This is a genomic window from Streptomyces sp. NPDC023481 (assembly GCF_055560195.1).
Genome location: NZ_JBVHJE010000009.1, coordinates 58,800 through 82,503, shown reverse-complemented (window position 1 = coordinate 82,503; position 23,704 = coordinate 58,800). Strand labels below are relative to the sequence as shown.

The 23,704-nt window shown below is 73.0% G+C and carries 19 protein-coding genes; 10 read left to right on the top strand and 9 right to left on the bottom strand.

Annotated features, from left to right (window positions below):
• The 3 genes from ACZ3ZD_RS19185 to glgX form a co-directional block, all read right to left on the bottom strand.
• Positions 1-1,251, bottom strand: coding sequence for a M14 family zinc carboxypeptidase (locus tag ACZ3ZD_RS19185; protein ID WP_467398595.1), 1,251 nt, complete (start codon positions 1,249-1,251; stop codon positions 1-3).
• A gap of 207 nt (positions 1,252-1,458) precedes the next feature.
• Positions 1,459-3,828 carry a malto-oligosyltrehalose synthase gene (gene treY / locus ACZ3ZD_RS19180; RefSeq protein ID WP_467398592.1) on the bottom strand — a complete coding sequence of 790 codons (2,370 nt, stop codon included), beginning with the start codon at positions 3,826-3,828 and terminating at the stop codon, positions 1,459-1,461.
• A 101-nt stretch (positions 3,829-3,929) separates the two neighbouring features.
• Positions 3,930-6,041, bottom strand: a complete 2,112-nt coding sequence (gene glgX, locus ACZ3ZD_RS19175) for a glycogen debranching protein GlgX (protein WP_467398590.1) — start codon at positions 6,039-6,041, stop codon at positions 3,930-3,932.
• Between the two features lie 199 nt (positions 6,042-6,240).
• Here glgX and ACZ3ZD_RS19170 point away from each other — a divergent pair, with 199 nt between their 5' ends.
• The 4 genes from ACZ3ZD_RS19170 (at position 6,241) to ACZ3ZD_RS19155 (ending at position 10,629) form a co-directional block, all read left to right on the top strand.
• Positions 6,241-7,053, top strand: a complete 813-nt coding sequence (locus ACZ3ZD_RS19170; RefSeq protein ID WP_467398587.1) for a Tat pathway signal sequence domain protein — start codon at positions 6,241-6,243, stop codon at positions 7,051-7,053.
• Between the two features lie 52 nt (positions 7,054-7,105).
• Entirely contained in the window at positions 7,106-8,446 is a 1,341-nt protein-coding gene (locus ACZ3ZD_RS19165) for a copper amine oxidase (RefSeq protein ID WP_467398586.1), read from the top strand.
• Between the two features lie 115 nt (positions 8,447-8,561).
• Positions 8,562-9,800: an SAV2148 family HEPN domain-containing protein gene (locus tag ACZ3ZD_RS19160; RefSeq protein ID WP_467398584.1), complete on the top strand. Its 1,239-nt coding sequence runs from the start codon at positions 8,562-8,564 to the stop codon at positions 9,798-9,800.
• 103 nt (positions 9,801-9,903) lie between these two features.
• Complete coding sequence (locus tag ACZ3ZD_RS19155) at positions 9,904-10,629, top strand: exonuclease domain-containing protein (RefSeq protein ID WP_467398581.1); 726 nt, start codon at positions 9,904-9,906, stop codon at positions 10,627-10,629.
• 26 nt (positions 10,630-10,655) lie between these two features.
• Here ACZ3ZD_RS19155 and ACZ3ZD_RS19150 read toward each other — a convergent pair whose 3' ends face one another.
• Entirely contained in the window at positions 10,656-11,519 is an 864-nt protein-coding gene (locus tag ACZ3ZD_RS19150) for a phosphotransferase enzyme family protein (RefSeq protein WP_467398579.1), read from the bottom strand.
• A gap of 179 nt (positions 11,520-11,698) precedes the next feature.
• Between ACZ3ZD_RS19150 and ACZ3ZD_RS19145 the strand changes: the two genes are divergently transcribed.
• The 6 genes from ACZ3ZD_RS19145 (at position 11,699) to ACZ3ZD_RS19120 (ending at position 18,552) form a co-directional block, all read left to right on the top strand.
• Entirely contained in the window at positions 11,699-12,622 is a 924-nt protein-coding gene (locus tag ACZ3ZD_RS19145) for a carbohydrate ABC transporter permease (protein WP_467399003.1), read from the top strand.
• Positions 12,619-13,560 carry a carbohydrate ABC transporter permease gene (locus tag ACZ3ZD_RS19140; RefSeq protein WP_467398577.1) on the top strand — a complete coding sequence of 314 codons (942 nt, stop codon included), beginning with the start codon at positions 12,619-12,621 and terminating at the stop codon, positions 13,558-13,560. Before ACZ3ZD_RS19145 ends, ACZ3ZD_RS19140 begins: the two co-directional genes overlap by 4 nt.
• Positions 13,560-14,852 (top strand): ABC transporter substrate-binding protein, encoded by a 1,293-nt coding sequence (locus ACZ3ZD_RS19135; RefSeq protein ID WP_467398574.1) that lies wholly within the window; start codon positions 13,560-13,562, stop codon positions 14,850-14,852. Before ACZ3ZD_RS19140 ends, ACZ3ZD_RS19135 begins: the two co-directional genes overlap by 1 nt.
• 125 nt (positions 14,853-14,977) lie before the next feature.
• On the top strand, positions 14,978-16,192 hold the full coding sequence (gene mgt, locus ACZ3ZD_RS19130; protein WP_467398572.1) for a macrolide-inactivating glycosyltransferase: 1,215 nt from the start codon (positions 14,978-14,980) through the stop codon (positions 16,190-16,192).
• A 299-nt stretch (positions 16,193-16,491) separates the two neighbouring features.
• Positions 16,492-17,508 (top strand): ketopantoate reductase family protein, encoded by a 1,017-nt coding sequence (locus tag ACZ3ZD_RS19125; protein WP_467398569.1) that lies wholly within the window; start codon positions 16,492-16,494, stop codon positions 17,506-17,508.
• 720 nt (positions 17,509-18,228) lie between these two features.
• Positions 18,229-18,552 carry a hypothetical protein gene (locus ACZ3ZD_RS19120; RefSeq protein WP_467398567.1) on the top strand — a complete coding sequence of 108 codons (324 nt, stop codon included), beginning with the start codon at positions 18,229-18,231 and terminating at the stop codon, positions 18,550-18,552.
• Positions 18,553-18,583: 31 nt separating this feature from the next.
• On the opposite strand, the gene ACZ3ZD_RS19115 is transcribed toward ACZ3ZD_RS19120, so the two are convergent.
• The 5 genes from ACZ3ZD_RS19115 to ACZ3ZD_RS19095 all read right to left on the bottom strand — a co-directional run bounded on the left by ACZ3ZD_RS19115 (position 18,584) and on the right by ACZ3ZD_RS19095 (position 23,703).
• Positions 18,584-19,336, bottom strand: a complete 753-nt coding sequence (locus ACZ3ZD_RS19115; RefSeq protein WP_467398564.1) for a sirohydrochlorin chelatase — start codon at positions 19,334-19,336, stop codon at positions 18,584-18,586.
• A gap of 5 nt (positions 19,337-19,341) precedes the next feature.
• Positions 19,342-20,220 carry an ABC transporter permease gene (locus ACZ3ZD_RS19110; protein ID WP_467398562.1) on the bottom strand — a complete coding sequence of 293 codons (879 nt, stop codon included), beginning with the start codon at positions 20,218-20,220 and terminating at the stop codon, positions 19,342-19,344.
• Positions 20,207-20,986 (bottom strand): ABC transporter ATP-binding protein, encoded by a 780-nt coding sequence (locus ACZ3ZD_RS19105; protein ID WP_467398560.1) that lies wholly within the window; start codon positions 20,984-20,986, stop codon positions 20,207-20,209. The genes ACZ3ZD_RS19110 and ACZ3ZD_RS19105 overlap by 14 nt, the downstream gene beginning before the upstream one ends.
• A 34-nt stretch (positions 20,987-21,020) precedes the next feature.
• A complete protein-coding gene (locus tag ACZ3ZD_RS19100; protein WP_467398557.1) occupies positions 21,021-22,133 on the bottom strand; it encodes an aliphatic sulfonate ABC transporter substrate-binding protein in 1,113 nt (370 codons plus the stop codon).
• Positions 22,134-22,368: 235 nt separating this feature from the next.
• Positions 22,369-23,703, bottom strand: coding sequence for a sulfate adenylyltransferase subunit 1 (locus tag ACZ3ZD_RS19095; protein ID WP_467398556.1), 1,335 nt, complete (start codon positions 23,701-23,703; stop codon positions 22,369-22,371).
• Position 23,704 lies beyond the last annotated feature (1 nt).

Here is a 23,704-nt window from a genome sequence, read left to right as displayed (position 1 = left end):
TCACCACGCCTGCTCGCGGGCCTGCTGCGCCGCCACCAGCACCGTCCGGGACTGGTGCTCCACCTGGTGCTCCAACGGCACCCAGCGGGCCCTGAACCGCTCCGCGAAGGCGTCGCACCAGGTGGCGACCAGCTGCTCCAGGCGGGGCGCCGCCCGGTCGTCCGCCTCCCGCAGCACCCGCAGCAGCATCGCCGCCGCCCGCAGCGGCAGCCGCCGTCCGAAGGCGTCCACGCTGCCCACGTAGGCCATCGTCGTGCCCGCCGGGGAGGTGTGGGTCCAGTCCTCGGCCAGGCCCGGGATCAGTTCCAGTGCCCACCGCGCGGCCCGCAGCAGCGGGCCGTCCACGCCGTCCAGCCGGGGCAGCGCCTCGGCGAGGACCCGCTCCACCTCCCGCGCGTCCCGCAGCAACCGCACGGCCAGCCGCCGCATGGCCGCCGCCGGGGCCGGGTGCGGAGCCGGGTCGTCCACCAGGTCACTGGCCCACATCGGCACCTCCACCACGGCCGTCAGACCGCCGTACCGGTGGGTGTGGTACCAGGTGCTGTGCCGGGCGTCGTCCGGCATGCTCGGATAGGCCACGCCGCTGTCCGGGCCGGGCATCACGTGCACCCCGGGGCCGGAGGCCGGCCAGCCCGCCGCGTCCGAGGCCCCCGTCTCCACCGGAATGTGCAGTTCCGCCGCGGACTTGGCGAACGGCTCCGCGAGGCCCGGCACGTCCTTGGTCAACTGCACCCAGCTGCCGCCCAGATCGGTGCCGTGCAGGGTCACCTGGAGGTACGGGCGCAGCTCGTCGATCACCCCGGTGAGTGCCCGCGTCTCGGGCGGCAGCCGGTCCGGGGGCAGTACGGAGGGCGACCACTCCGGCTGCTCCGCGCCCGTCGGACGGTAGAAGCCGAGGTGGTAGTCGAGCAGGCTGCGCGGGGCCGGGGTGACATGCAGACTCGCGCCGTCCGGGTCCGCGCACAGCAGGAAGTGCCAGGAGACGCCCGCCCGCAACCCGCGCTCCGCCAGCACTCTTTCCGCAAGCACCCGCAGGGTGGAGCCGCCCGTCGGCTCGTTGGCGTGCGCGCCCGCCACCACGAGCACCGCACGGCGGGCGTGCCCCACCGACAGCAGGTGCAAGGGTCTTCCCGCGCGCGAGACGCCCACCTGCCGCAGCGCGCACAGCCCGGGTTCCCGCGCCGCCAGGGCCTGAGCGGAGGCGACCAGTTCGCAAACGCTGGGATAGCGCAGCTCCGGCAGAGGACTCACCCCCGACTTGTCCGCCCGGCTTCGCCCTCCCAGTCCCCCACGCGGCGGGGCAACTGTCAAGGTCGCGGCGGGGGAGGCTCCCGGGGGCGCCCGGACGCGGGGACCCGCCCTCGTACGGGCCCCCGCGCCTGGCCGGCTCCGGGGGCCCGTGGGCCGTACGAGGCGTGCGAGCCGCCCGCCGTACCGGCCACCTGAGCCCCGGTCCCGTCAGTCCTCCGCGACCCGTTCCAGCAGTGCCACCGGGAGCCGGTCCAGAAGGTCCGCCACGCGCGCGTGGCCGGAGAACTCCCGCCCGGGAGTGAGCACGTCGGCCCAGCGGCCGGGTGGCAGCGGCAGCCGCGTCTCCTGCCAGCCGCCCGCCTCGGCGAGCCGCAGCGACAGCCGGGTCACCGCCGTGACCACCGCACCGGATCGCGCGAACGCCAGGCAGTGGTCGGCCGCCGGCCCCTCGGCCGTGAGCGGCTCGTACGACGCGTCCGCGCCGAACGCGTCCGGCCGCCGGGCGCGCAGCCGCAGCGCCGCCGCCGTCAGCGCGTCCTTCTCGCCGGTCGCCTCCGGCGGGAACGCCACCGGGCGCCGGTTGTCCGGGTCCACCAGCGCCCGGTACTCGCCCTCCGAGCCCTGGTACACGTCCGGCACCCCCGGCATCGTCAGATGGACCAGCGCGGTGCCGAGGACGTTGGCCCTCACGTGGGGCTCCAGCGCCTTGCGGAGGGCGGCCACGCGCTCGCCGGGCGGCCCGCACGGCCCGGCCGCGACGAACGCCGCCACCGCCTCCTCGTACGGCGGCTCCTGCTCCGTCCAGCTGGTGTACATGCCCGCCTCGCGCACATGCTTCAGCAGCGCCTCCCGGACCCGGTCCTCCTCGGCCGGCCCCAGCCCGAACACCGTCTGCCAGGCCGCCCAGGCCAGCTGCCCGTCCGGCGCGCCCTCCTCGGCCAGGCTCACCTCGGCGAGCAACGCCGACCAGCGGTCCGGGCACTCGGTGAGGACCGCCAGCGCGGCGCGCACGTCCGCGCTGCGCTTGGTGTCATGCGTGGAGACGACCGTGCCGGTGAGCGGCCAGTCGCGCTGCACGCGCGCGCAGTACGCGTGGAACTCCTCCGGCGACACGCCCGGGCTGCCCGGGTCGCCGCCCACCTCGGCCGTCGACAACAGCGGCACATAGCGGTAGAACGCCGTGTCCTCCACCGACTTGGCCCGCAGCGCCGACGCGGTCTGCGCGAACCGGGTGCGGAACTCCACCCGGTCGGCGTGGTCCGGCGCCGACGGGTCGCCCGGCGGCTCGACCAGCAGGCGGCGCACGATGCCGACGGCCTCGGCCTCCTCCGGCACCACGAACGCCAGCCGGGCCTCCGCCGCGGCCTCCTCGGTGATCACAGCGGCGGCGTCACCGGAGGCGTACGGCCGGTAGACCCGCATCCGGACCAGCAGTTCCTCCACGGCCGTGCGCAGCGCCCACGGCGCGCGGTCGCGCAGCGACAGGTCGGGCGAGGCGGCGCACAGCCGGGCGGCCACCCGGGTGAGCCGTTCCGTCTCGGTGGCCAGCTCGTGCGTGAGCACCTTGTACGCGGCCCGCCGGGCCGTGGCCTCCCAGTTGCCGCCCCGGTCCGTCTGCGGCGCCGCGAACGCCCGGTAGCGCCCCAGCAGTTCGTACGCCCCCGTGCGGTCCGTGAACAGGCCGTCGACGTGCCGCAGGGCGTCGTAGCCCGTCGTGCCCGCGACGGGCCAGGAGGCCGGCAGGTGCTCGCCGTCGGCCAGGATCTTCTCCACGACCGTCCAGCGCCCGCCGGTCGCCTCGTGCAGCCGCGCCAGGTAGCCGTCGGGGTCGGCGAGCCCGTCGGGGTGGTCGATCCGCAGCCCGTCGACCACCCCCTCCGCCAGCAGCCGCAGGATCGTGGCGTGGGTGGCCTCGAACACCTCCGGGTCCTCCACCCGCACCCCGATCAGCTCCGAGATGCTGAAGAACCGCCGGTAGTTCAGTTCGGTACGGGCCAGCCGCCACCACACCGGGCGGTACCACTGGGCGTCCAGCAGCTCGGGCAGCGGCAGGTGCCCGGTGCCGGGGCGCAGCGGGAAGACGTGGTCGTGGTAGCGCAGCACGTCGCCGTCGGCCTGCAGGTGGGGCAGCTCCGCGCCGATCGGGCCGCCGAGCACCGGCAGCAGCACCCGGCCGCCCTGCGCCTCCCAGTCGATGTCGAACCAGCGGGCGTACGGCGAACCGGGCCCCTCGCGCAGCACCTCCCACAGGGCGCGGTTGTGCCGGGGCGACGCCGCCATGTGGTTCGGCACGATGTCCACCACCAGGCCGAGACCGTGCTCCCGCGCGGTGCGCGCCAGCGCGCGCAGGCCCTCCTCGCCGCCCAGCTCCTCGCGCACGCGCGCGGGGTCCACGACGTCGTAGCCGTGCGCGGAGCCCGGCACGGCCTCCAGGATGGGCGACAGGTGCAGGTGCGAGACGCCGAGCGACGCCAGGTACGGTACGGCCGCTTCGGCGGCGGCGAACGGGAACGCGGGCTGGAGCTGCAGCCGGTAGGTGGCCGTGGGCACTGCCGGTCCGGATCGCGCAGAAGTCATGGGAACCTACGTACCCCGCTCACCGCCTTTTGTGTCATCGCCCCCCGTACGGACGAGACGCGCGGCCCCCGCCGGAGGGCCGCGCGTCTCGTCCGTACGCCCTACGCCGGCCGTTGCAGCACGGTCAGGCTGCGGTCCGGGAGGGTGAGGTGGTCGCCGGCCGCGACCTTCTCGCCGGTGCCCGGTGGTACGCCGTCCGGGCGGGCCGTGTCGACCACCACCTGCCACTGGCGGCCGTGGTCGACCGGCACCAGGAAGTCCAGCGGCTCGGGGGAGGCGTTGAACATCAGCAGGAAGGAGTCGTCGGTGATGCGCTCCCCGCGCGGGCCGGGCTCGGAGATGGCGTTGCCGTTCAGGAACACCGTCAGCGCGGACGCCTGCGCCGAGTTCCAGTCCTGCTGTGTCATCTCACCGCCCTCGGGGGTGAACCACGCGATGTCGGACAGCTCGTCATGGGTGCCCTCCACCGGCCGGCCGTGGAAGAAGCGGCGCCGGCGCAGCACGGGATGGTCGCGGCGCAGCCACACCATCGCGCGCGTGAATTCCAGCAGACCGCTCTCCAGGGACTCCGGCCAGTCGATCCACGACAGCTCGTTGTCCTGGCAGTAGGCGTTGTTGTTGCCGCGCTGGGTGCGGGCGAACTCGTCGCCGTGACTGATCATCGGCACGCCCTGGGACAGCATCAGCGTGGCGATGAAGTTCCGCATCTGGCGGCCGCGCAGCCGCAGCACCTCCTCGTCGTCGGTGTCGCCCTCCGCGCCGCAGTTCCAGGACCGGTTGTGGCTCTCGCCGTCCCGGTTGTCCTCGCCGTTGGCGTCGTTGTGCTTGTCGTTGTAGGCGACGAGGTCGTGCAGCGTGAAACCGTCGTGGCAGGTGACGAAGTTGATGGAGGCGAGCGGCCGGCGGCCGTCGTCCTGGTAGAGGTCGGAGGAACCGGTCAGCCGGGAGGCGAACTCCGCGAGGGTGCGCGGCTCGCCCCGCCACAGGTCCCGTACGGTGTCGCGGTACTTGCCGTTCCACTCGGTCCACAGGGGAGGGAAGTTGCCCACCTGGTAACCGCCCTCGCCCACGTCCCACGGCTCGGCGATCAGCTTCACCTGGGAGACCACCGGGTCCTGCTGTACCAGGTCGAAGAACGACGACAGCCGGTCCACCTCGTGGAACTGCCGGGCCAGTGTGGCCGCGAGGTCGAAGCGGAAGCCGTCGACGTGCATGTCGGTGACCCAGTACCGCAACGAGTCCATGATCAGCTGGAGCACGTGCGGGGACCGCATGAGCAGCGAGTTGCCGGTGCCCGTGGTGTCCATGTAGTAGCGGGGATCGTCCGTGAGCCGGTAGTACGACGGGTTGTCGAGGCCCTTGAAGGACAGCGTCGGACCCAGGTGGTTGCCCTCGGCGGTGTGGTTGTAGACCACGTCGAGGATGACCTCGATCCCGGCCTCGTGCAGCGCCCGGACCGCCGACTTGAACTCCAGGACCTGCTGGCCGCGGTCGCCCCAGGAGGCGTACGCGTTGTGCGGGGCGAAGAAGCCGATCGTGTTGTAGCCCCAGTAGTTGTTCAGGCCCATGTCGACCAGCCGGTGGTCGTTCACGAACTGGTGCACCGGCATCAGCTCGATCGCGGTCACCCCGAGCTTCGTCAGGTGTTCGATGATCGCCGGGTGCGCCAGGCCCGCGTAGGTGCCCCGGAGTTCCTCGGGGAGCCCCGGGTGGCGCATGGTCAGGCCCTTGACGTGGGCCTCGTAGATCACGGTGTGGTGGTACTCGGTGCGGGGCGGCCGGTCGTCGCCCCAGTCGAAGTACGGGTTGATCACGACGGAGGTCATGGTGTGCGGCGCGGAGTCCAGGTCGTTGCGCCGCTCCGGCGCGCCGAAGTGGTACCCGTACACCTCCTCGCCCCACCGGACCGAGCCGCTGACCGCCTTCGCGTACGGGTCGAGCAGCAGTTTCGCCGAGTTGCAACGCAGTCCGCGCCCGGGGTCGTACGGGCCGTGCACCCGGAACCCGTACCGTTGCCCGGGCATCACGCCCGGCAGGTACGCGTGCCGTACGAACGCGTCGCTCTCGCGCAGTTCCACCGCCGTCTCCGAGCCGTCGTCGTGCAGCAGACACAGCTCTACTCGGTTCGCGGCCTCGGTGAAGACCGCGAAGTTGGTTCCGGCGCCGTCATAGGTGGCGCCGAGCGGATACGCCTCTCCAGGCCAGACCTGCATGGATACGACTCTCCCAGGTGTGCCGTCCGGGTGGGGCCGGGTCGGCCCCGCGTCTCGTCCGAAAGTGAGGCAACCTTGCGTGGCTCACCCGCCCTCTTCAACAGTGACCAGTGCGTATGGCGGTTCTGGTACCCGCCGTACGCCGAACCAGCGGGGCGGACTCGCGATCCCGCGGGGAACAGGGGAGCAGGGGGAGGATGTGCACGAGAGAGTCCACCGTCATCTGGGCAAAGTACTGACCGGCGCGGCCCTGGCCGCGGCGGGGACCGCCGCCATGGTCGCGGTCACCCTGCCGGGCACGGCGGGCGCGGACGACTCGGCGGGGGCCGGGGGCGGTACGCGGGCCGCGCGGCAGTCCGGGCAGGGTCCTGACGCCGCACCGCCGGGCGTCGTGGAGGGGGCACCCGCCGAGGCGAAGCGGGGCACCGGGCGGGATCCGCTCACCGACGACGAGATCCGGAGGGTCGAGAGGATCGCCGAGGCGGGACGGCTTTCGGCCACGGGCCGGGACGTCGTCGGAGGCCGCGGACCCGAGCGGCTGAGCACCGACCTCGCCGAACCGGAGGCCGCCGAGGCCGACGACCCGAACGCGCCGAGGCGCGCCGACGTGACCTTCTACGACTACGGGAACGACACCCTCGTCACCAAGACCGTCGACCTGGACACCGGCAAGGTCGAGGCCACCGGCACCCAGCGCGGTGTCCAGCCGCCGCCCACCCGCGCCGAGAACGCCGAGGCGGCCCGGATCCTGATCGCCCACCCGCTGGGCGCGGGCCTGAAGGCGGACTACAGGGACGCCACCGGCAGGGACTTGACCTCACCGGACCAACTGCAGCTGAGCGGAGGGATCTACGAGGCGGCGCCGGGCGCCCAGCCCGCCGTCCTCGACCGGTGCGGCGAGCACCGGTGCGTGCGCCTGTTCACCAAGGTGCGCAACGGGCCCTGGATCGACACCAGGGACCTGGTGATCGACCTGAGCGCCCGCAAGGCCGCCGCCCTGGACCGCGGCTGACCGGCCGCCGCCCGCCCCTCCCACCCGACCTCCGGCAAGGAGTCACCTCGTCATGCCCGAACAGCACCTGACCGGCGGCGCCCCGGGTCTGCGCCGCGCCGCCCGCAAGAGCGCGGCCGTCGCCCTGTCCCTCGCCGCGCTGGCCGCCGGCGCCACGACGCTCGCCGGGCCGGCCGCGGCCCGGCCGGGGACCGCGCCGGCGGCGGCACCCGGCTGCAGCGCCGCCTACACCATCGAGCAGAAGCTCAGCACCGGCACGACCTGGCGGATGTGCTGGCGCTACGACAGCAAGGCCGGCCTCGTCCTGGAGGACGTCTCCTACCAGCCCAAGGGCGAGACCAGGCCGATCAAGGTCCTCAACAGCGTGCGGCTCGGCCAGATCCACGTTCCGTACGACGACGGGAAGCACGAGTACTACGACCTGACGGGCCAGGACTTCGCCCAGGAGTTGATGGAGCTGTCACCGGGGGAGTGCCCCGGCGGCACCATCAGGACCGTCAAGGTCCCGGACGGCGACCCGAGCCACCCGAACGTCAAGGGCCTGTGTACGACCACCCGTTCGCGTGGTCACGCCTACCGCATGCACGACCTGCTCCAGTCGGGCAGGACCTACCAGCAGCAGGGCAAGGACCTGCTCGTCTACACGGTCAACCAGGTCGGCTGGTACGAGTACATCAGCGAGTGGCGCTTCCAGGACGACGGCACGATCTCCATGAACGTGGGCGCGACCGGCAGCCTCTCCTGGGACGACTACAACGCCCAGGACGGCCGCGGCTGGCCCATCGGCAAGGGCGCCAGGGACTACTCCACCAGCCACAGCCACAACGTCTTCTGGCGGCTCGACTTCGGCCTCGACGGCTCCTCCAAGGCCAGGGTCGAGCAGTACGACTCCACCGTCAGCGCCCCCACCAGGGGCCAGGAGGGCCCGACCGCCAAGACCACCCGCACCGAGATCACCAAGGAGTTCGCGGGCGACTACCAGACCTACCGCTGGTGGCGGGTGGTCAGCGCGACCGGCAAGAACAAGGACGGGCACGCCCGTTCGTACGAGCTGGTCCCCGGGCCCACCACCAAGTACCCGGGCCGCGCCTTCACCCGGCACGACCTGTACGTGACCCAGTACGACAAGTGCGAGCTGTTCGCCAGCTACAACCCGACGTGCGCCGGCGGGCACCCGAACTCCGTCGACAAGTGGGTCAACGGCCAGACCATCACCCACCCGGTGGTCTGGATGAACGTCGGCTTCCACCACATCGCCCGGGACGAGGACCAGCAGCCCATGCCCGTGCACTGGCAGGGCTTCTCCATCGCCCCGCGCGACGTCACGGCTATGAATCCGCTCACGCCGAAGGACCTGGCATGGCAGAACGGCCACTGGGAAGAGCGTAGTTGAGCCGGGCGGCCGGGAAACCGACCTGCCCGTCCTGCTGCACCGCCGACCGCTCGCGGAGTACCCTTCCTTGATCGTTGAGACGGGAGAGGCCCGGGGGGCGGAAGGCGGTGCACGGGTGGGCTCGGGAGGGCTGGAGCTGCCTCCTGGTGACGAGGGTCACGAGGGAAACTCCACAGACGTCCCGCCCGGCGCGGTGTCCCTGGCCCGTCCGATGGACGCGGGGTCCATCGGACCGGAGCTGGACTGGGACGCCGACGCCTGGCGCGAGGTGCGCACCCGCGCCCAGCGGGCGGGCCGGGCCTACATCTGGCTGAACCTCGTCGAACAGCGGCTGCGTGCCGTCGTGGCGGCCGTACTGCGGCCCGTCTACGAACCCGTGCACGGCGACGAGTGGGTGGTGGCCGCGGCCGGCCCGGCCGGGCAGGAGTGGGTGCAGCGCGCGGTCGCCGTCCGCGAGGTCAGCCGCCGCAAGGGCTACCTGCTCGACCCGGCCGACGACAACGTGCTCAGCTTCCTCACCCTGCCGCAGCTGCGCGAGCTGGTGGTGCAGCACTGGCCCTGCTTCGAGCCGTACTTCGACGAGCGCCGCGACCTGGAACTCGCCCTGGACGAGCTGGAGGTGACGCGCAACGTCGTCTCCCGCAACCGGGCCCTGTCCGAGGCGGTCCTCGGGCAGGCCGAGCGGGCCTCGGCCCGGCTGCTGGAGATGCTCGGCGCGGGCGGGGACGTGCCCTCCGCGCGTCGGCTTCCGGTCGACGCGGTCGAGGACCTGGTGGGCGACCGGTACGCCGACGTGGTCGCGGTCCACGCCGACCGGGTGCGGCTGCTGCGCCAGTTCCCGGCCGAGGACATCTTCGGCGGCGCCCGCCGGCTCGACGCCATCGGCATCGGCCTGAACCTGCTGGTGCAGAACTTCTCCGGACGGCGCCTGCTCCGGCTCGCCGAGTCCGGCTGCCGGGTACGGCTGCTCTTCCTCAACCCCGCCTCCAGCTCGGTCAAGCGCCGCGAACGCGAACTCGGGATGAAGCGGGGCGAACTGAGCCGGTCGGTCGAGATGAACATCCTGCACATGCGCCGGGTGCGCTCCCGTCTGCGCGACCCGGGCGCGTTCGAGATCCAGGTGTACGACGAGACGCCCCGCTTCACCGCCTACCTGGTGGACGGCGACGGCGCCGACGGGATCGCCGTGACGCAGTCCTATCTGCGCGGGGCGCGGGGGATGGAGTCGCCGGTGCTGGTTCTCCGCAACGGCGGCAAGCTGGTCAGGTCCGACGATGTGGGTGAAGTCGGCCTCTTCCCGACATACCGGGAGGAGTTCGAGCTGGCGTGGGCGGATTCGCGCCCGGTGTCCTGAACCGTCCGCGGGGGGCAAGCGGAACGCGCACCTCGGATTGTCAGTGCCGCGTGCGATGGTGGGAGCCACTGGGGGAAAGCACCACCACGAAGGGGGGCCGCCCATGGGCTGGCACCGGGAGCTGCTGATCGGCTTCGACCTGGAGACGACCGGGACCGATCCGCGTGCGGCGCGCATCGTCACGGGGGCCGTGATCGAGGTCAGGGCCGGCGAGCCCATGGGACGCCGGGAATGGCTGGCCGATCCGGGTGTGGAGATCCCGGCCGACGCGGTCGCCGTCCACGGCATCAGCAACGAACGCGCGGCGGCCGAGGGCCGCCCGGCCGACCAGGTGGCCGACGCCATCGCGGACGTCCTGGTCGCCTACTGGAAGACGGGTGTCCCGGTCGTCGCCTACAACGCGGCCTTCGACCTCACCCTGCTCTCGGCCGAACTGCGGCGGTACGCACTGCCGTCGCTGACCGACCGGCTCGGCGGCACGAGCCCCGCCCCGGTCATCGACCCGTACACCATCGACCGCCGGGTCGACCGCTATCGCCGCGGCAAACGGAACCTGGAGGCGGTCTGCGCCGAGTACGGCATAGTCCTCGGCGCGGCCCACGACGCCACCGCAGACGCCCTCGCCGCGGCGCGGCTCGCCTCCGCCATAGCCGAGCGCCACCCGAAGATCGCGTCCGTGGGGCCGGCCGAGCTGCACCGGCGGCAGATCGAGTGGTACGCGGACTGGGCGGCCGACTTCCAGGCGTTCCTGCGCCGCAAGGGGGAGGCGGACGCGGTGGTCGACGGCGCCTGGCCCCTGCGGGAGCTGACCGAGGGCCAGCCCGCGTAGCGGTCCTCCGTGTCCGACGGGTCCCCTCAGAAGGGGTACCACCGCACCGTCTCGTCTCCGTCCCGCAGCGACGCCACCCGGCGTTCGAACTCGGCCAGCGCCTTCGGGTTGCCCGGGGCGTGCTGGGCCACCCAGGCGCAGCTGGCCGTCTCCCGGGCGCCCCGCAGCACCGCGCAGCCCTCCCACTCGCGCACGTCCCAGCCGTACGCCTCGGTGAAGGAGTCGTAGGCCTCGGCGGGCAGGCCGTAGCGGTCGCGGGAGAGGGCCATGACGACCAGGTCGTGCTCGCGCAGATCGGCGGAGACGGTCTCCAGGTCGACCAGGACCGGCCCGTCCGGCCCCACGTGCACATTGCGCGGCAGCGCGTCGCCGTGGATCGGCCCCGGCGTCAGACGGGGCGTCAGCGCCGCGGCCCGGTCCGCGAAACCGTCCCGGCGCGCCCGGAGGAAGGCCGCGTCCTCGGGGTCGATCGCGTCGCCCGCGAGCCGCAGCCAGCGCTCCACCCCGCCCAGCAGGTCGCGGGGCGGCAGACCGAAGGGAGGAGAGGGCAGTGCGTGCACCCGGCGCAGCAGTACGGCCAGGTCCCGCGGCTCCGCGGGCCGTACGGCATCCGGCAGCCGGTGCCACACGGTCACCGGATGGCCGTCCACCAGCAGCGGCTCCGGCCCCGCCGCCCGGACCGCCGGTACGCCGGCCCCGGCCAGCCAGCCGGCGATGGCCAGCTCGCGCTCGGCCCGCGCCAGCAGTTCGGCGTCCCGGCCCACCTTCACCACCAGATCGCCGGCCGCGAACACCGCGTTCTCCCCGAGGGCCAGGAGCCGCGCGTCCCGGGCCGGACCCGGCAGCACTCCCGCCGCGGCCAGTACGTCCCGTGCGCGTGCCTCGTCCATCCTCGTGCCTCCGTGCCGTCTTCCCGTGCCGTGCCTGTCCGGACCCCGGCCCCCGTCCTCGGCCAGTCTCGCATTCCCACAGGTCGGCCGCCGTGCGCGGGCCCTTGACGGGGTACCGGGCCTTTACGACCATGAACACGCCAACCGGCGCAGGCAAAGGGGCTGATCCCGTGGCATCAGTGGCCGAAGCGCGGACACCACCGGCATCGGCACGAGGACCGGCCGGCCGCCGGACCGCCGATCACCGCTCCTGGTTCCTGGTCCTGCCCGCCCTCGTCCCGATCCTCCTGCTGAGCGTCGGCCCGCTGCTCTACGGCATCCTGCTGGCCTTCACCGACGCCCAGTCCGGCCGGACGGCCGCCACCCGCTGGATCGGCGCCCTCAACTTCCGGGACCTGCTGCACGACACCCTCTTCTGGGAGTCGTTCCGGATCGGACTGGTCTGGGCGGCCGGCGTGACCGTGCCGCAGTTCCTGCTGGCGCTCGGCCTGGCCCTGCTGCTCGACCAGGACCTGCGCCTGCGCGGCCTGGCCCGCGCCCTCGCGATCGTGCCCTGGGCGATGCCCGAGGTCGTCGTCGGCATCATGTGGCGGCTGGTCTACAACCCGGACGCCGGTGTCCTCAACGAGACCCTGCGCGACCTCGGCCTCGGCACCGGCCGGGACTGGCTGAGCGGCCTGGCGACCGCGCTGCCCGCGGTGATCGTCGTCGGCGTCTGGGCGGGCCTGCCGCAGACCACCGTCGCGCTGCTCGCCGGACTGCAGAACGTCCCGCGCGAACTGCACGAGGCGGCGGCCGTCGACGGCGCGGGCGCCTGGCGCCGCTTCCGTGCCGTCACCTGGCCCGCGCTGCGGCCGGTGGCCCTCGCCATCACCGCGCTCAACCTCATCTGGAACCTCAACTCCTTCGCCCTGGTCTACGTGGTCACGAGCGGCGGACCCGGGGGCAGAACCCGGCTGCCGATGCTGTTCACCTACGAAGAGGCCTTCCGTTACGGCCAGTTCGGTTACGCGGCGGCGATGGGCTGCGTGCTCGTCGCGGTCGTCTCGACCCTGCTCGCGGTGTTCCTGGCCGGCCGGCTGCGGGGCGGTGACCCCGCATGAGCACCCCGCGGGCCCCGCAGACCCCGCGTACCTCGCGCACGCCACGGCCCCCGCGCACGCCACGGCCCCCGCGCACGCCACGGCCCCCGCGCACGCCACGGGCCTCGCGGACCCGCCGAGCCGCCCGCGCCGGACAGTACGCCGCCCTCCTCGGCTACCTGCTGTTCCTGGCCTTCCCCCTGCTGTGGCTGCTGTCCACCGCGCTGAAGTCCCCGCGTGAACTCGGCAGCCTGCACCCGGCCTGGATCCCGCGCGACCCCACCCTGGCCAACGTCCGGCAGGCCTTCGCCGAACAGCCGCTGGCGCGCGCCGCCCTCAACTCGCTGCTCGTGGCGTCCTGTACCGCCGCCGTCGCCGTGCTGATCGCCACCCCGATGTCCTGGGTCATGGCCCGCCACCGCACCCGGCTGGCCCGGGCCGCCACGGGGTGGGTGGTGGTCAGCCAGGCGTTCCCGTTCGTGCTGGTGATCATCCCGCTGTTCCTGGTGCTGAAGAACCTGCGGCTGATCGACTCCCTGACCGGTCTGGTGCTGGTGTACGTCGTGTGGGCGCTGCCGTTCGCACTGTGGATGCTCGTCGGCCATGTCCGGGCGGTGCCCGTCGAGTTGGAGGAGGCGGCGGCCGTCGACGGGGCCGGCCGGCTGAGAACGCTGGTGTCGGTGACGGCGCCGCTGCTCGGGCCCGGCATCGCGGCGACGGCCCTGTTCGCCTTCGTCACCGCGTGGAACGAGTTCTTCTTCGCGCTGGTGCTGCTCAAGAGTCCCGGCAAGCAGACCCTCCCGGTCGTCCTCACCCACTTCATCGGCGCGGAAGGGGTGGCCGACCTCGGGCCGCTCGCCGCCGCCGCGTTCCTCGCCACCCTGCCCTCCGTGGCCGTCTTCGCGCTCGTCCAGCGGCGGATCACGGGCGGCCTGCTCGCCGGGGCGGTGAAGAGCTGATGCGCACCACGATCGCCACCCCGGTCACCACGGCACTCGCCGCCCTCCTGCTGCTCCTCGCGGGCTGCTCCCCGGGCGGCGGCACGGGCGGCGGCCCGGTCACCCTGCGCTTCCAGTCCCTGGCCTGGCAGCAGGAGTCCGTCGCCGCCAACAAGGAGCTGGTGCGGGAGTGGAACGCGACCCACTCCGACGTCAAGGTCGAGTACGTCCAGGGAAGCTGGGACAGCGTCCACGACCAGCTGCTCACCTCCTTCGAGGGCGGCGAGGCCCCGGACGTCATCCACGACGCCTCCGACGACCTGGCCGACTTCGCCTACGGCGGCTACCTCGCCGACCTGACCGGGCTGCTGCCCGCCCGGCTCAGGTCCGGCATCCCGGAGGCCACCTGGCGTACGGCCGCCTTCGGGAACGGGGTGTACGGCGTGCCGTTCCTCCAGGAGCCCCGGGTGCTGATCGCCGACGCCGACCGGCTGCGCGCGGCGAAGGTGCGCATACCGACCCCCGAACACCCCTGGAGCTGGGCGGAGTTCCGGAAGGTGGCCGAGCGGCTGAGCGGGCCCGGGCGGTACGGCGTGGCCTGGCCGCTGAAGGAGCCCGTCTCCGCCACGCTCGACCTGTCCCTCTCGGCGGGCGGGCGGCTCTTCCACCGGGGCGCGGACGGCAAGGTCACCGTACGGTTCACGGCCCGGGACGCGGTCGTTCCGCGCACCATCCGCGACCAGGTCGCCCTCGACCGCAGCGCGCCCGCCTCGACGCTCGGCAGCGGCGGCTCGGACACCCTGCCCGGTTTCTTCGCCGGCCGGTACGCGATGGTCCCGCTGGGCTTCTCCTACCGGCAGCAGATCGTGCAGCAGGCGCCCGACGGCTTCCGCTGGACGGTGCTGCCGGCTCCGGCGGGCGCCGACGGACTCGACCAGGGCGTCAGCCCCCAAACGCTGTCCGTGTCCGCCGACTGCCCGCACAAGAAGGAGGCGGTCGCGTTCATCGACTTCCTGCTGCGGCCGCGGAACACGGTCCGCCTCGCCCTTGGCGACTGGATGCTGCCCACCGGCACCGAGGCCCTGAAGGACCCGGCCCTGCACACCGGCGAGTACGGCTGGGCCACCGGCACCGCCCTCGCGGCCCGGCTGCGCCCGGCGCCCGCCCAGTCCGTGCGCGGCTACCCGGAATGGAAGGACAAGGTGGCCACCCCGGCCTTCCAGGAGTACTACAGCGGCGCGATCGGCCTCGCCGAGCTGCGCAGACGCCTGGAGAGGGACGGCAACCTGGTCCTGGCGCGCTACCAGCGCTGAGCGGTCGTGTCCGGGAGAGAGGAGAGGGGGCGCGGCGTGCGCGGTGCGGGGGCGTGGCAGGGAGGGCGGTGCGGGGGCGGGAAAAGAATTAGACGAGACGTATCGTCTCACCTAGTCTCGGGTGCATGCCTACCGCGACCCGACCCGCCCATATCGCCATGTTCTCCATCGCCGCCCACGGCCATGTGAACCCCAGCCTGGAGGTGATCCGTGAACTCGTCACCCGTGGCCACCGTGTCACCTACGCCATCCCGCCGGCCCTCGCCGACAAGGTGGCCGCCACCGGCGCCCGGCCCGTGCCCTACACCTCCACGCTGCCCGGCCCCGACGCCGACCCCGAGGCCTGGGGGAGCATCCTGCTCGACCACGTGGAACTGTTCCTCGCCGACGCGATCCAGGCGCTCCCGCAACTGGCCGAGGCCTACGCGGACGACATCCCGGACCTCGTCCTGCACGACATCGCCTCCTATCCGGCCCGTGTCCTCGCCCACCGCTGGGGCGTCCCCGCGGTCTCCCTCTCCCCGAACCTCGTCGCCTGGGAGGGCTACGAGGAGGAGGTCGCCGAGCCCATGTGGCGGGAGCCGCGGGCTACGGAGCGCGGGCGGGCGTACTACGCCCGGTTCGAGGCGTGGCTGGCCGAGAACGGGATCACCCAGCACCCGGACACCTTCGCCGGCCACCCGGCCCGCTCCCTGGTGCTCATCCCGCGGGCGCTCCAGCCGCACGCGGACCGGGTCGACGAGCGGGTGTACAGCTTCGTCGGCGCCTGCCAGGGCGAGCGCGCCGAGGAGGGCGGCTGGCAGCGCCCCGCGGACGCGGAGAAGGTCGTGCTGGTCTCGCTCGGCTCGGCCTTCACCAACCAGCCCGCCTTCTACCGGGAGTGCGTGCGCGCCTTCGCGGACCTGCCCGGCTGGCACGTCGTCCTCCAGGTGGGCCGGCATGTGACCCGGGAGGCGCTGGGCGACGTACCGGACCAGGTCGAAGTGCACAGCTGGGTGCCGCAGTTGGCGATCCTGCGGCAGGCCGACCTGTTCGTCACGCACGCGGGCGCCGGCGGCAGCCAGGAGGGGCTGGTCACCGCCACGCCGATGATCGCCGTACCGCAGGCCGTCGACCAGTTCGGCAACGCCGACATGCTCCAGGGGCTCGGCGTGGCCCGGCACCTGCCCACCGAGGAGGCCACCGCCGAGCGGCTCCGCGAGGCCGCGCTCGCCCTGGTGGACGACCCGGAGGTGGCCCGCCGGCTCAAGGAGGTGCAGGCGCAGACGGCCCGGGAGGGCGGCACCCGGCGGGCGGCCGACCTCATCGAGGCCGAACTGTCCGTGAGCGGCGCGCGGTAGCCGTCAGCGGCACACCGCAGTACGGGGAGCGCGGCCGAGAGCGCGGCGAGGCCCGCCGGTCCACGGGGAACCGGCGGGCCCTGCGGCGGCGGGCGGAGTCAGACGGTCAGCCGCTCGCCCCGGTCGGGCGCCGGCGGCGCGGCCGGCACCGGTGCCTCGTCGTGGGTGAGGTCCGGCAGCCGGTGCAGCCACTTTCGCCGGTTCTCGGGGGCGGCGCTGGGGGGCGGGTCTCGGGGGCCGCGGTACCCGGTCCGCGACGGCCGGTGCGGGGGCCGGGCGTGTGTGCGAGGCTCGGCGGCATGCGCTACGTCATCATCGGAGCCGGCGCGGTCGGCGGTACCGTCGGCGGCCGGCTCGCCCAGGCCGGGCGCGAGGTCGTCCTCGTCGCCCGCGGCCCGCACCTGGCCGCCCTCCGCGAGCACGGGCTGCGCCTGCGGGTCCCCCAGGGGGAGTCGACGTACCGGCTGCCCGCCGTCGACGGTCCGGGCCCGCTCGGCGAACTGCGCCCCGACGACGTCCTCGTCCTCGCCGTGAAGACCCAGGACACCGTGGCCGCCCTGGACACCTGGGCCGGCGTCCCCGTCACCGGCGGCGGCATCGCGGCCGAACGGCTCCCGCTGTTCTGCCTCCAGAACGGCGTCGAGAGCGGCCGGCTGGCACTGCGCCGCTTCCGCCGCGTGTACGGCGTCTGCGTCTGGCTGCCCTCCACCTTCGTGGAACCCGGGGTCGTCTCCGCCGCCGGCACCCCGCTCACCGGCGTCCTGCACCTCGGCCGCGCCCCGCACGGCACCGACGACACCGCCCACCGGATCGCCGCCGACCTCGCGGAGGCGTACTTCGAGGTGCCGGTCGTGCCCGACGTGGCTCGCTGGCAGTACGCCAAGCTGCTCGGCAACCTCGGCAACGCGCTGGAGGCGGTGAGCGGACCGGTGGTGAGCGAGGCGGCCCAGGCCCTGTACGCGCGGGTCCGGGCGGAGGCCGAGGCGGTGCTCGACGCGGCCGGGATCGCGTACGCGGGCGCCGAGGAACAGCGCGCGGCCCGCGGCGACAAGGTCACCCTCGTCCCGCTGGACGGCGTCCCGCGCGGCGGCGGCTCCTCCTGGCAGTCCCTGGTCCGGGGCACCGGCACGATCGAGGCCGACTACCTCAACGGAGAGATCGTCCTGCTCGGCCGCTTGCACGGCGTCCCGACCCCGCTGAACGAACTGCTGCAACGCCTCGCCAACGCGTTCGCGCGTGACGGCCGGCCGGCCGGTTCGCTGCCGGTCACGGAACTGGTCCGGCTGGCCGACGACGCGGTACGGCAGGGCGGTTGAACGATGCCGTCGGCGCCCGGGGCCGGCGTACCCGCGGCGCCCGGCGGTGTGATGGCCGATAAACGCCCCTGCGGCGGGCGCGCCGCACCGCACGTGTGACACGGCGGCCCCGGCCGGCGCAGAACCAAGAGCCGCCGCGGTCCGACGTCACAGGGGAGCGCCGGACCGCGCCGGCCCTTACCACACGCCCGCCCCCCGGCGCCGTGCCTCGCCGAACCACGCGACAAGCCCGCGGAGCCGTCCCTAGGGTGAGGCGTGCGGAAGGCCTGAGGGGGACGGACGGATGAGCGTGACCGGCGGACCACTGCCGTCGCTGCCGCGGTACCGCGAGGACGGGGTGACCCGGCGCCTGAGCGTGTGCGCGTACCGCGACGACGACGTCGCCGTGTACGGCGGCCGGGTGCTCACCGGAGACCGGCCCGACGGAGTGGTCAACGCGCGCCCGTCACCCGGATGGGTGGCGATTTTCGGCCCTCTCGGCGCCCACGCCGTCGCCTGGGCGCCGATGCACCGCCCACGGGGCCCGGGACAGGGACGACATCTCCGGCCACGGCTCCCCCGAACGCACCGACACACAGGACGTAACCTCAGCGGTCCCGGCAACTTCGGCGCCTCACGGGACAGTTCTCCCGGGCCGCCCGCGCCGAAACCCCAACCCCAGCCATCCGACGGCTCCCGCGGCCCGGAACCGGGCCACCGGAGCACAAGGGAGGACAGGACATGAGCTCCTACCACTTCGGCAACGTCCACGGCCCGGCCGACTTCGGTGACCACGGGCAGACCGAGATCAACTACGCCTACCCCGATCTGCCGACCATGCTGGACCTCTCCGCGCGGCTCATCGAGACGCTGCGCGCCGAGTACCCGGAACTGGTGCGCCAGGGCGAGATCATCCAGGCCCAGTTCCAGGAGTCCGCCGAGGACGGCCTGCCGCCCAACCGGGGCCGGATCCGCTCCGCGCTCGACACCATCGCCATCGCGGCCTCCGCCGGCACCGGCAGCCTCGCCTTCACCCGGCAGTTCTTCACCGCCCTGGGCCTGTGAGCGTGCCCGCGCCACCGCCAGGGGGCGCCGGTCACGCCCCGAGGGCCGCCAGCGCGGGCCGGCAGGCACCCTCGTACCGCTGCACGAGCACCCGGGCCACCTCCGGTGCCGCGCCCAGCACCTCGCCCAGGACGTCCGCCCCGGCCGCGCCGCGCGCGATACGGTCCGGCAGGAAACCGGGTGCCAGGACGTACGGCGCCACGGCCACCCGGGCGCAGCCGAGCGCACGCAGCTCCCGCACCGCGTCCTCGGTACGGGGAAGGGATGCGGAGGCGAACGCAGGCCGCACGGCGCACCAACCGGTGTGCCACCACTCCCGCGCGATGTCGGCGATCACTGCGATCGCCTCCGGGTCGGAGGACCCCGCCGAGGCCAGCACGACCCCGGTCGAGGACTTGTCGGCGGGCGACAACCCCGCCTCGTACAGCCGCCGTTCGAGAGCGGACACCAGCAGCGGCGACGGGCCGAGCACCTCCGCCTGGCGGATCCGCAGCCGCGCCGGCGCGTCCCGCAGCACGGCCGGGATGTCCGCCTTCGCGTGGAACGCGCGGGTCAGCAGCAGCGGGAGGGCCACGACGTCACGGACCCCCTCCGCCGCCAGCGACTCCAGCACCCCGTGCACGGACGGGACGTTGAAGTCCAGGAAGCCGGTCTCCACCCGCACGTCCGGGCGCAGCGAACGCACCCGGCGTACGAGAGCGTGCACCGTCGCGGCATGGCGCGGATCGCGGCTGCCGTGGGCGATGACGACGAGGACGGGACGGACCGGCTTCACAGGGCGCACGTCAATCAGCTCTTCACCAGCAGGCCGCGGCTGCGCAGCACCCACCGCTCCAGCGGGCTGAAGATCAGCAGGTCGATCGCTATGCCGACGAACAGGATGAGCAGGATCGCCAGGAAGACCGTCGCCATGCTGCTGTTGGTGCGGCCCACCTCCAGCAGCTGGCCCAGGCCCATGCCCATGTCCGGCGACTGGGCGATGATCTCGGCGGCCATCAGCGAACGCCAGGAGAACGCCCAGCCCTGCTTCAGACCGGCCACATAGCCGGGCAGCGCCGCCGGCATCACGATGTGCCAGGTGCCGCGCAGCCCGGTCGCGCCCAGCGTGCGGCCCGCGCGCAGGAACAGCGGGGGCACCTGGTCGACGCCCGACACCAGGCCGTTGGCGATCGAGGGGACGGCACCGAGCAGGATCACGGTGAACATCACCGAGTTGTCCAGCCCCAGCCAGATCACCGCCGGCGCGACCCAGGCCACCGAGGGCAGCGACTGCAGACCGGACAGGATCGGGCCGAACGCCGCACGCACGAACCGCACCCGCGCCACCAGCAGGCCCAGCGGCGTACCGATGGCCAGCGCGAGCAGGAAGCCCAGCAGACCGCGCGAGACGCTGCCCCAGATGTAGTCGAGCAGGGTCCCCTTCAGCCACTGGTCCTCGACCTCGGCCCACACGTCCCCGGGCGAGGGCAGCTTCGAGGGGTCGTCGACGACCGGATACAGCAGGCTCCAGGCCACCAGCACCACCGCGACGGCGATGATCGGTGGCAGGATCTTGTGACGGAAGGTCTGGCTGAAGGGCGCCCGGCCGCCGGCCGTGGTCTCCAGCGCGTCGAGGCCCGCCTCGACGCTCCCGGCGTCCTGGGCCGGCGTCGTCTCAGTGCTGGCCATGACGGCGGATCTCCCCACGCAGTACATCGGTGATCTCAAGGGACAGTTCGGCCACGGGCGCGTCCTCGATGCGCCGCGGCTGCGGGATGTCGACCGTCCACTCCCGCGCGATCCGGCCCGGGCGCGACGACAGCAGCACCACCCGCTGGGCGAGCCGCACCGCCTCGCGCACGTTGTGCGTGACGAAGAGGACGGACACGCCCGTCTCCGCCCAGATACGGGTCAGTTCGTCGTGCAGCACGTCCCGCGTGATGGCGTCCAGCGCCGCGAACGGCTCGTCCATCAGCAGCAGGTTGCTCTCCTGGGCGAGCGCCCGGGCCAGCGCCACACGCTGGCGCATACCGCCCGACAGCTCGTGCACCCGCTTGCCGTACGCGCCCTTGAGCCGGACCAGTTCGAGCAGCTCCTCGGCCCTGCCACGGCGGTCGTTCTTCGCGACCCCCCTGAGCTTGAGGGCCAGTTCGATGTTCTTGCCCGCGGTCAGCCACGGGAAGAGGGCGTGCTCCTGGAACATCAGGGCGGGGCGGCCGTCCGTCGCGATGGAGCCGACGGTCGGCCGGTCCAGGCCCGCGACCAGGTTGAGCAGGGTGGACTTGCCGCAGCCCGAGGCCCCCAGGAGGGTGACGAACTCGCCGGGCGCGACATCGATGCTGATGTCGTCCAGGACGAGCTGCTGCCCGCCCGGTCCTGCGAAGGACTTCGAGACGTGCTCGAGACGGGCGGCGTAGTCCACCGACTCCGCGGCCTCGGCGAAGGTCGTTGCCATGGTCGTCACCTCCTGGGAACTCGTCGGGCGGGGATCAGCTGACGCCGAGACCGGCGTCGGCGACCGGGTGCGCGCCCTCGGCCTTGAGGACCTTGTTGAGGAGCGTGAGGTCGTAGATCCCCTTCAGGTCCGGCTTCTGCAGCAGGCCGGCCTTGACCGCGTGCTCCGCCTCGGTGTTCAGGGTGGCGGCCAGCGGGTCGTCGGTGAACTGGATGGACTTCCACGCCGGATCCAGGACCTTGGCCGGCAGCGCCTTGCCCGAGTCCGCCTCGAGCTGCTTGTTCGCCACGGCCTTCGCCTGGCCGGGGTTGGCGTTGATCCACTTGTTGGCCTCGACCGAGGCCTTCAGCACGGCCTCGACCGCCTTCGGGTGCTCCTTGAGGAACGCCTGGCGCACGATGATGTTCGTGATCACGAACTTCTTGTCCGGCCACAGGGAGGCCTCGTCCAGCAGCACCTTGCCGCCCTCGGCGACCAGCTTGGACGCGGTCGGCTCCGGCACCCATGCGCCGTCGATCGCACCGGACCTGTAGGCGTCCGGGGTGATCTTGTTGTCGGTGCGGACCACCGACACATCGCCCTTACCGGTGTTCGCGTCCACCTTCCAGCCCTGGTCGGCGATCCAGTTGAGGAACGCCACGTCCTGCGTGTTGCCGAGCTGCGGCGTCGCGATCTTCTTGCCCTTGACGTCCTTCAGGGACGTGATCTTCTTCGGGTCGACGACGAGCTTCACGCCACCGGAGGCCGAACCGCCGATGATCCTCAGGCCCTTGCCGGCGGACTTGACGTACCCGTTGATCGACGGGGAGGGGCCGATCCAACCGATGTCGATGGAGCCCGAGTTGAGCGCCTCGATCTCCGAGGGGCCGGCGTTGAAGATCTGGTAGTCCGCCTTGGTGGCGCCCAGTTCCTTCTGGAACAGGCCCTGCTGGCGGGCGACGAGCGCGGTGCCGTGGGTCAGGTTCCCGAAGTAGCCGATCTTGACGGACCCGAGACCGTCGATCTTGGACGACCCGGCGGCCACCTTCTCCTTGGCGTTGTCGGTCGTGGACTTGGACCCGTAGCCGCAGGCGGCGAGCGTGAGCAGGGGGAGTGCGGCTGCCACGGCGACGCCGCGGCGGAGGAACGATGAGCGGATGGCAGGCACGGGAGGGTTTCCTCTCGTTGGCCCGGCGGTCACGGGCTTTCAGGTCGTGGCCGGGAGTTCGGCAAAGGGTCTTCGTCTCGTCCGGGACGTCGGGTGGGGGGACGGGGCGCGCAAGCGGTGCGCGTACGTCAGCGCACACATCGCGCCACTCCGCCCTGCCCGCTGCCGAGGGCGCCGCTGCCGATGCGGCCGCCCTCCTTGGCGAACGTCGAGTAGAAGTCCGGGGAGTTCATGCTCAGAAGTCCCAGCCGTCGTCGTCGGCCTCGTCCTTGACCGGCTCGGGCGCGGCGAACGACTCGCCGACCATGCCGGCGGTGAGCGTGGTGCCGTCCGAGGGGTCGATCAGGATGAACGAGCCCGTGCGGCGCGAGTCGGCGTAGGCGTCGACCGGCAGCGGCTCGGCGGTACGGATCTTCACCCGGCCGATGTCGTTGGCGACGAGCTGTCCCGGATGCGGGTGCAGGGACAGGTCGTCCAGCGTCAGCCGGGACGGGATGTCCTTCACGATCGCCTTGACCGTGCGCGTGCCGTGCTTGAGCAGCACCCGGTGGCCGACCGTCAGCGGGGCGTCGGCGACATGGCAGACGGTCGCCTCCACGTCCTGGGTGGTGGCCGGCGCGTCCTTCGTCGGCACGATCAGGTCACCGCGGGAGACGTCGATGTCGTCCGCCAGCAGCACGGTCACCGACTGCGTCGTCCAGGCCGCGTCGACCGGCTCGCCCAGCAGGTCGATACCGGTGATCGTCGTCGTACGGCCGGACGGCAGGACGGTGACCGGCTCGCCCACCCGGAACGTGCCGGCCGCGATCTGGCCCGCGTAGCCCCGGTAGTCCGGGTGCTCGGAGGTCCCCGGCCGGATCACGTACTGCACGGGCAGCCGCGCGTGGCAGTGCGCCAGGTCGTGGCTGACCGGCACGGTCTCCAGGTGCTCCAGCACGGTCGGGCCGCCGTACCAGTCCATGTGCGCGGACGGCTCCACCACGTTGTCGCCGGCCAGCGCCGAGATCGGGATCGCGGTCACGTCGGGGACGCCCAGCTCGGTGGCGTACGCCGTGAACTCCTCGGCGATCGCCGCGAACACGGACTCCTCGTAGCCGACCAGATCCATCTTGTTGACGGCGAGCACCACGTGCGGGACGCGCAGGAGGGCGGCGATGGCCGCGTGCCGGCGGGTCTGCTCGACCACACCGTTGCGGGCGTCGACCAGGATCACCGTCAGCTCGGCCGTGGAGGCACCCGTCACCATGTTGCGGGTGTACTGCACGTGACCGGGCGTGTCGGCGAGGATGAACCGGCGCCTGGGGGTGGCGAAGTAGCGGTAGGCGACGTCGATGGTGATGCCCTGCTCCCGCTCGGCGCGCAGGCCGTCGGTGAGCAGCGCGAGGTCCGGGCCCTCCTGGCCGCGGCTCGCGGAGACCCGCTCCACGGCCTCCAGCTGGTCGGTGAGGACCGACTTGGAGTCGTGCAGCAGCCGTCCGACGAGCGTGGACTTGCCGTCGTCCACGGAGCCGGCGGTGGCGAACCGCAGCAGAGTGGTGGCCGAGAGCGCCTCGGTCGTGGTCGTGCTCATG

Coding starts and splice junctions, on each gene's coding strand:
- treY (WP_467398592.1), bottom strand. CDS start 3,828: ATGACTTCTGCGCGATCCGGACCGGCAGTGCCCACGGCCACCTACCGG.
- glgX (WP_467398590.1), bottom strand. CDS start 6,041: ATGCAGGTCTGGCCTGGAGAGGCGTATCCGCTCGGCGCCACCTATGAC.
- ACZ3ZD_RS19165 (WP_467398586.1), top strand. CDS start 7,106: ATGCCCGAACAGCACCTGACCGGCGGCGCCCCGGGTCTGCGCCGCGCC.
- ACZ3ZD_RS19155 (WP_467398581.1), top strand. CDS start 9,904: ATGGGCTGGCACCGGGAGCTGCTGATCGGCTTCGACCTGGAGACGACC.
- ACZ3ZD_RS19150 (WP_467398579.1), bottom strand. CDS start 11,519: ATGGACGAGGCACGCGCACGGGACGTACTGGCCGCGGCGGGAGTGCTG.
- ACZ3ZD_RS19140 (WP_467398577.1), top strand. CDS start 12,619: ATGAGCACCCCGCGGGCCCCGCAGACCCCGCGTACCTCGCGCACGCCA.
- ACZ3ZD_RS19135 (WP_467398574.1), top strand. CDS start 13,560: ATGCGCACCACGATCGCCACCCCGGTCACCACGGCACTCGCCGCCCTC.
- mgt (WP_467398572.1), top strand. CDS start 14,978: ATGCCTACCGCGACCCGACCCGCCCATATCGCCATGTTCTCCATCGCC.
- ACZ3ZD_RS19125 (WP_467398569.1), top strand. CDS start 16,492: ATGCGCTACGTCATCATCGGAGCCGGCGCGGTCGGCGGTACCGTCGGC.
- ACZ3ZD_RS19120 (WP_467398567.1), top strand. CDS start 18,229: ATGAGCTCCTACCACTTCGGCAACGTCCACGGCCCGGCCGACTTCGGT.
- ACZ3ZD_RS19110 (WP_467398562.1), bottom strand. CDS start 20,220: ATGGCCAGCACTGAGACGACGCCGGCCCAGGACGCCGGGAGCGTCGAG.
- ACZ3ZD_RS19105 (WP_467398560.1), bottom strand. CDS start 20,986: ATGGCAACGACCTTCGCCGAGGCCGCGGAGTCGGTGGACTACGCCGCC.
- ACZ3ZD_RS19095 (WP_467398556.1), bottom strand. CDS start 23,703: ATGAGCACGACCACGACCGAGGCGCTCTCGGCCACCACTCTGCTGCGG.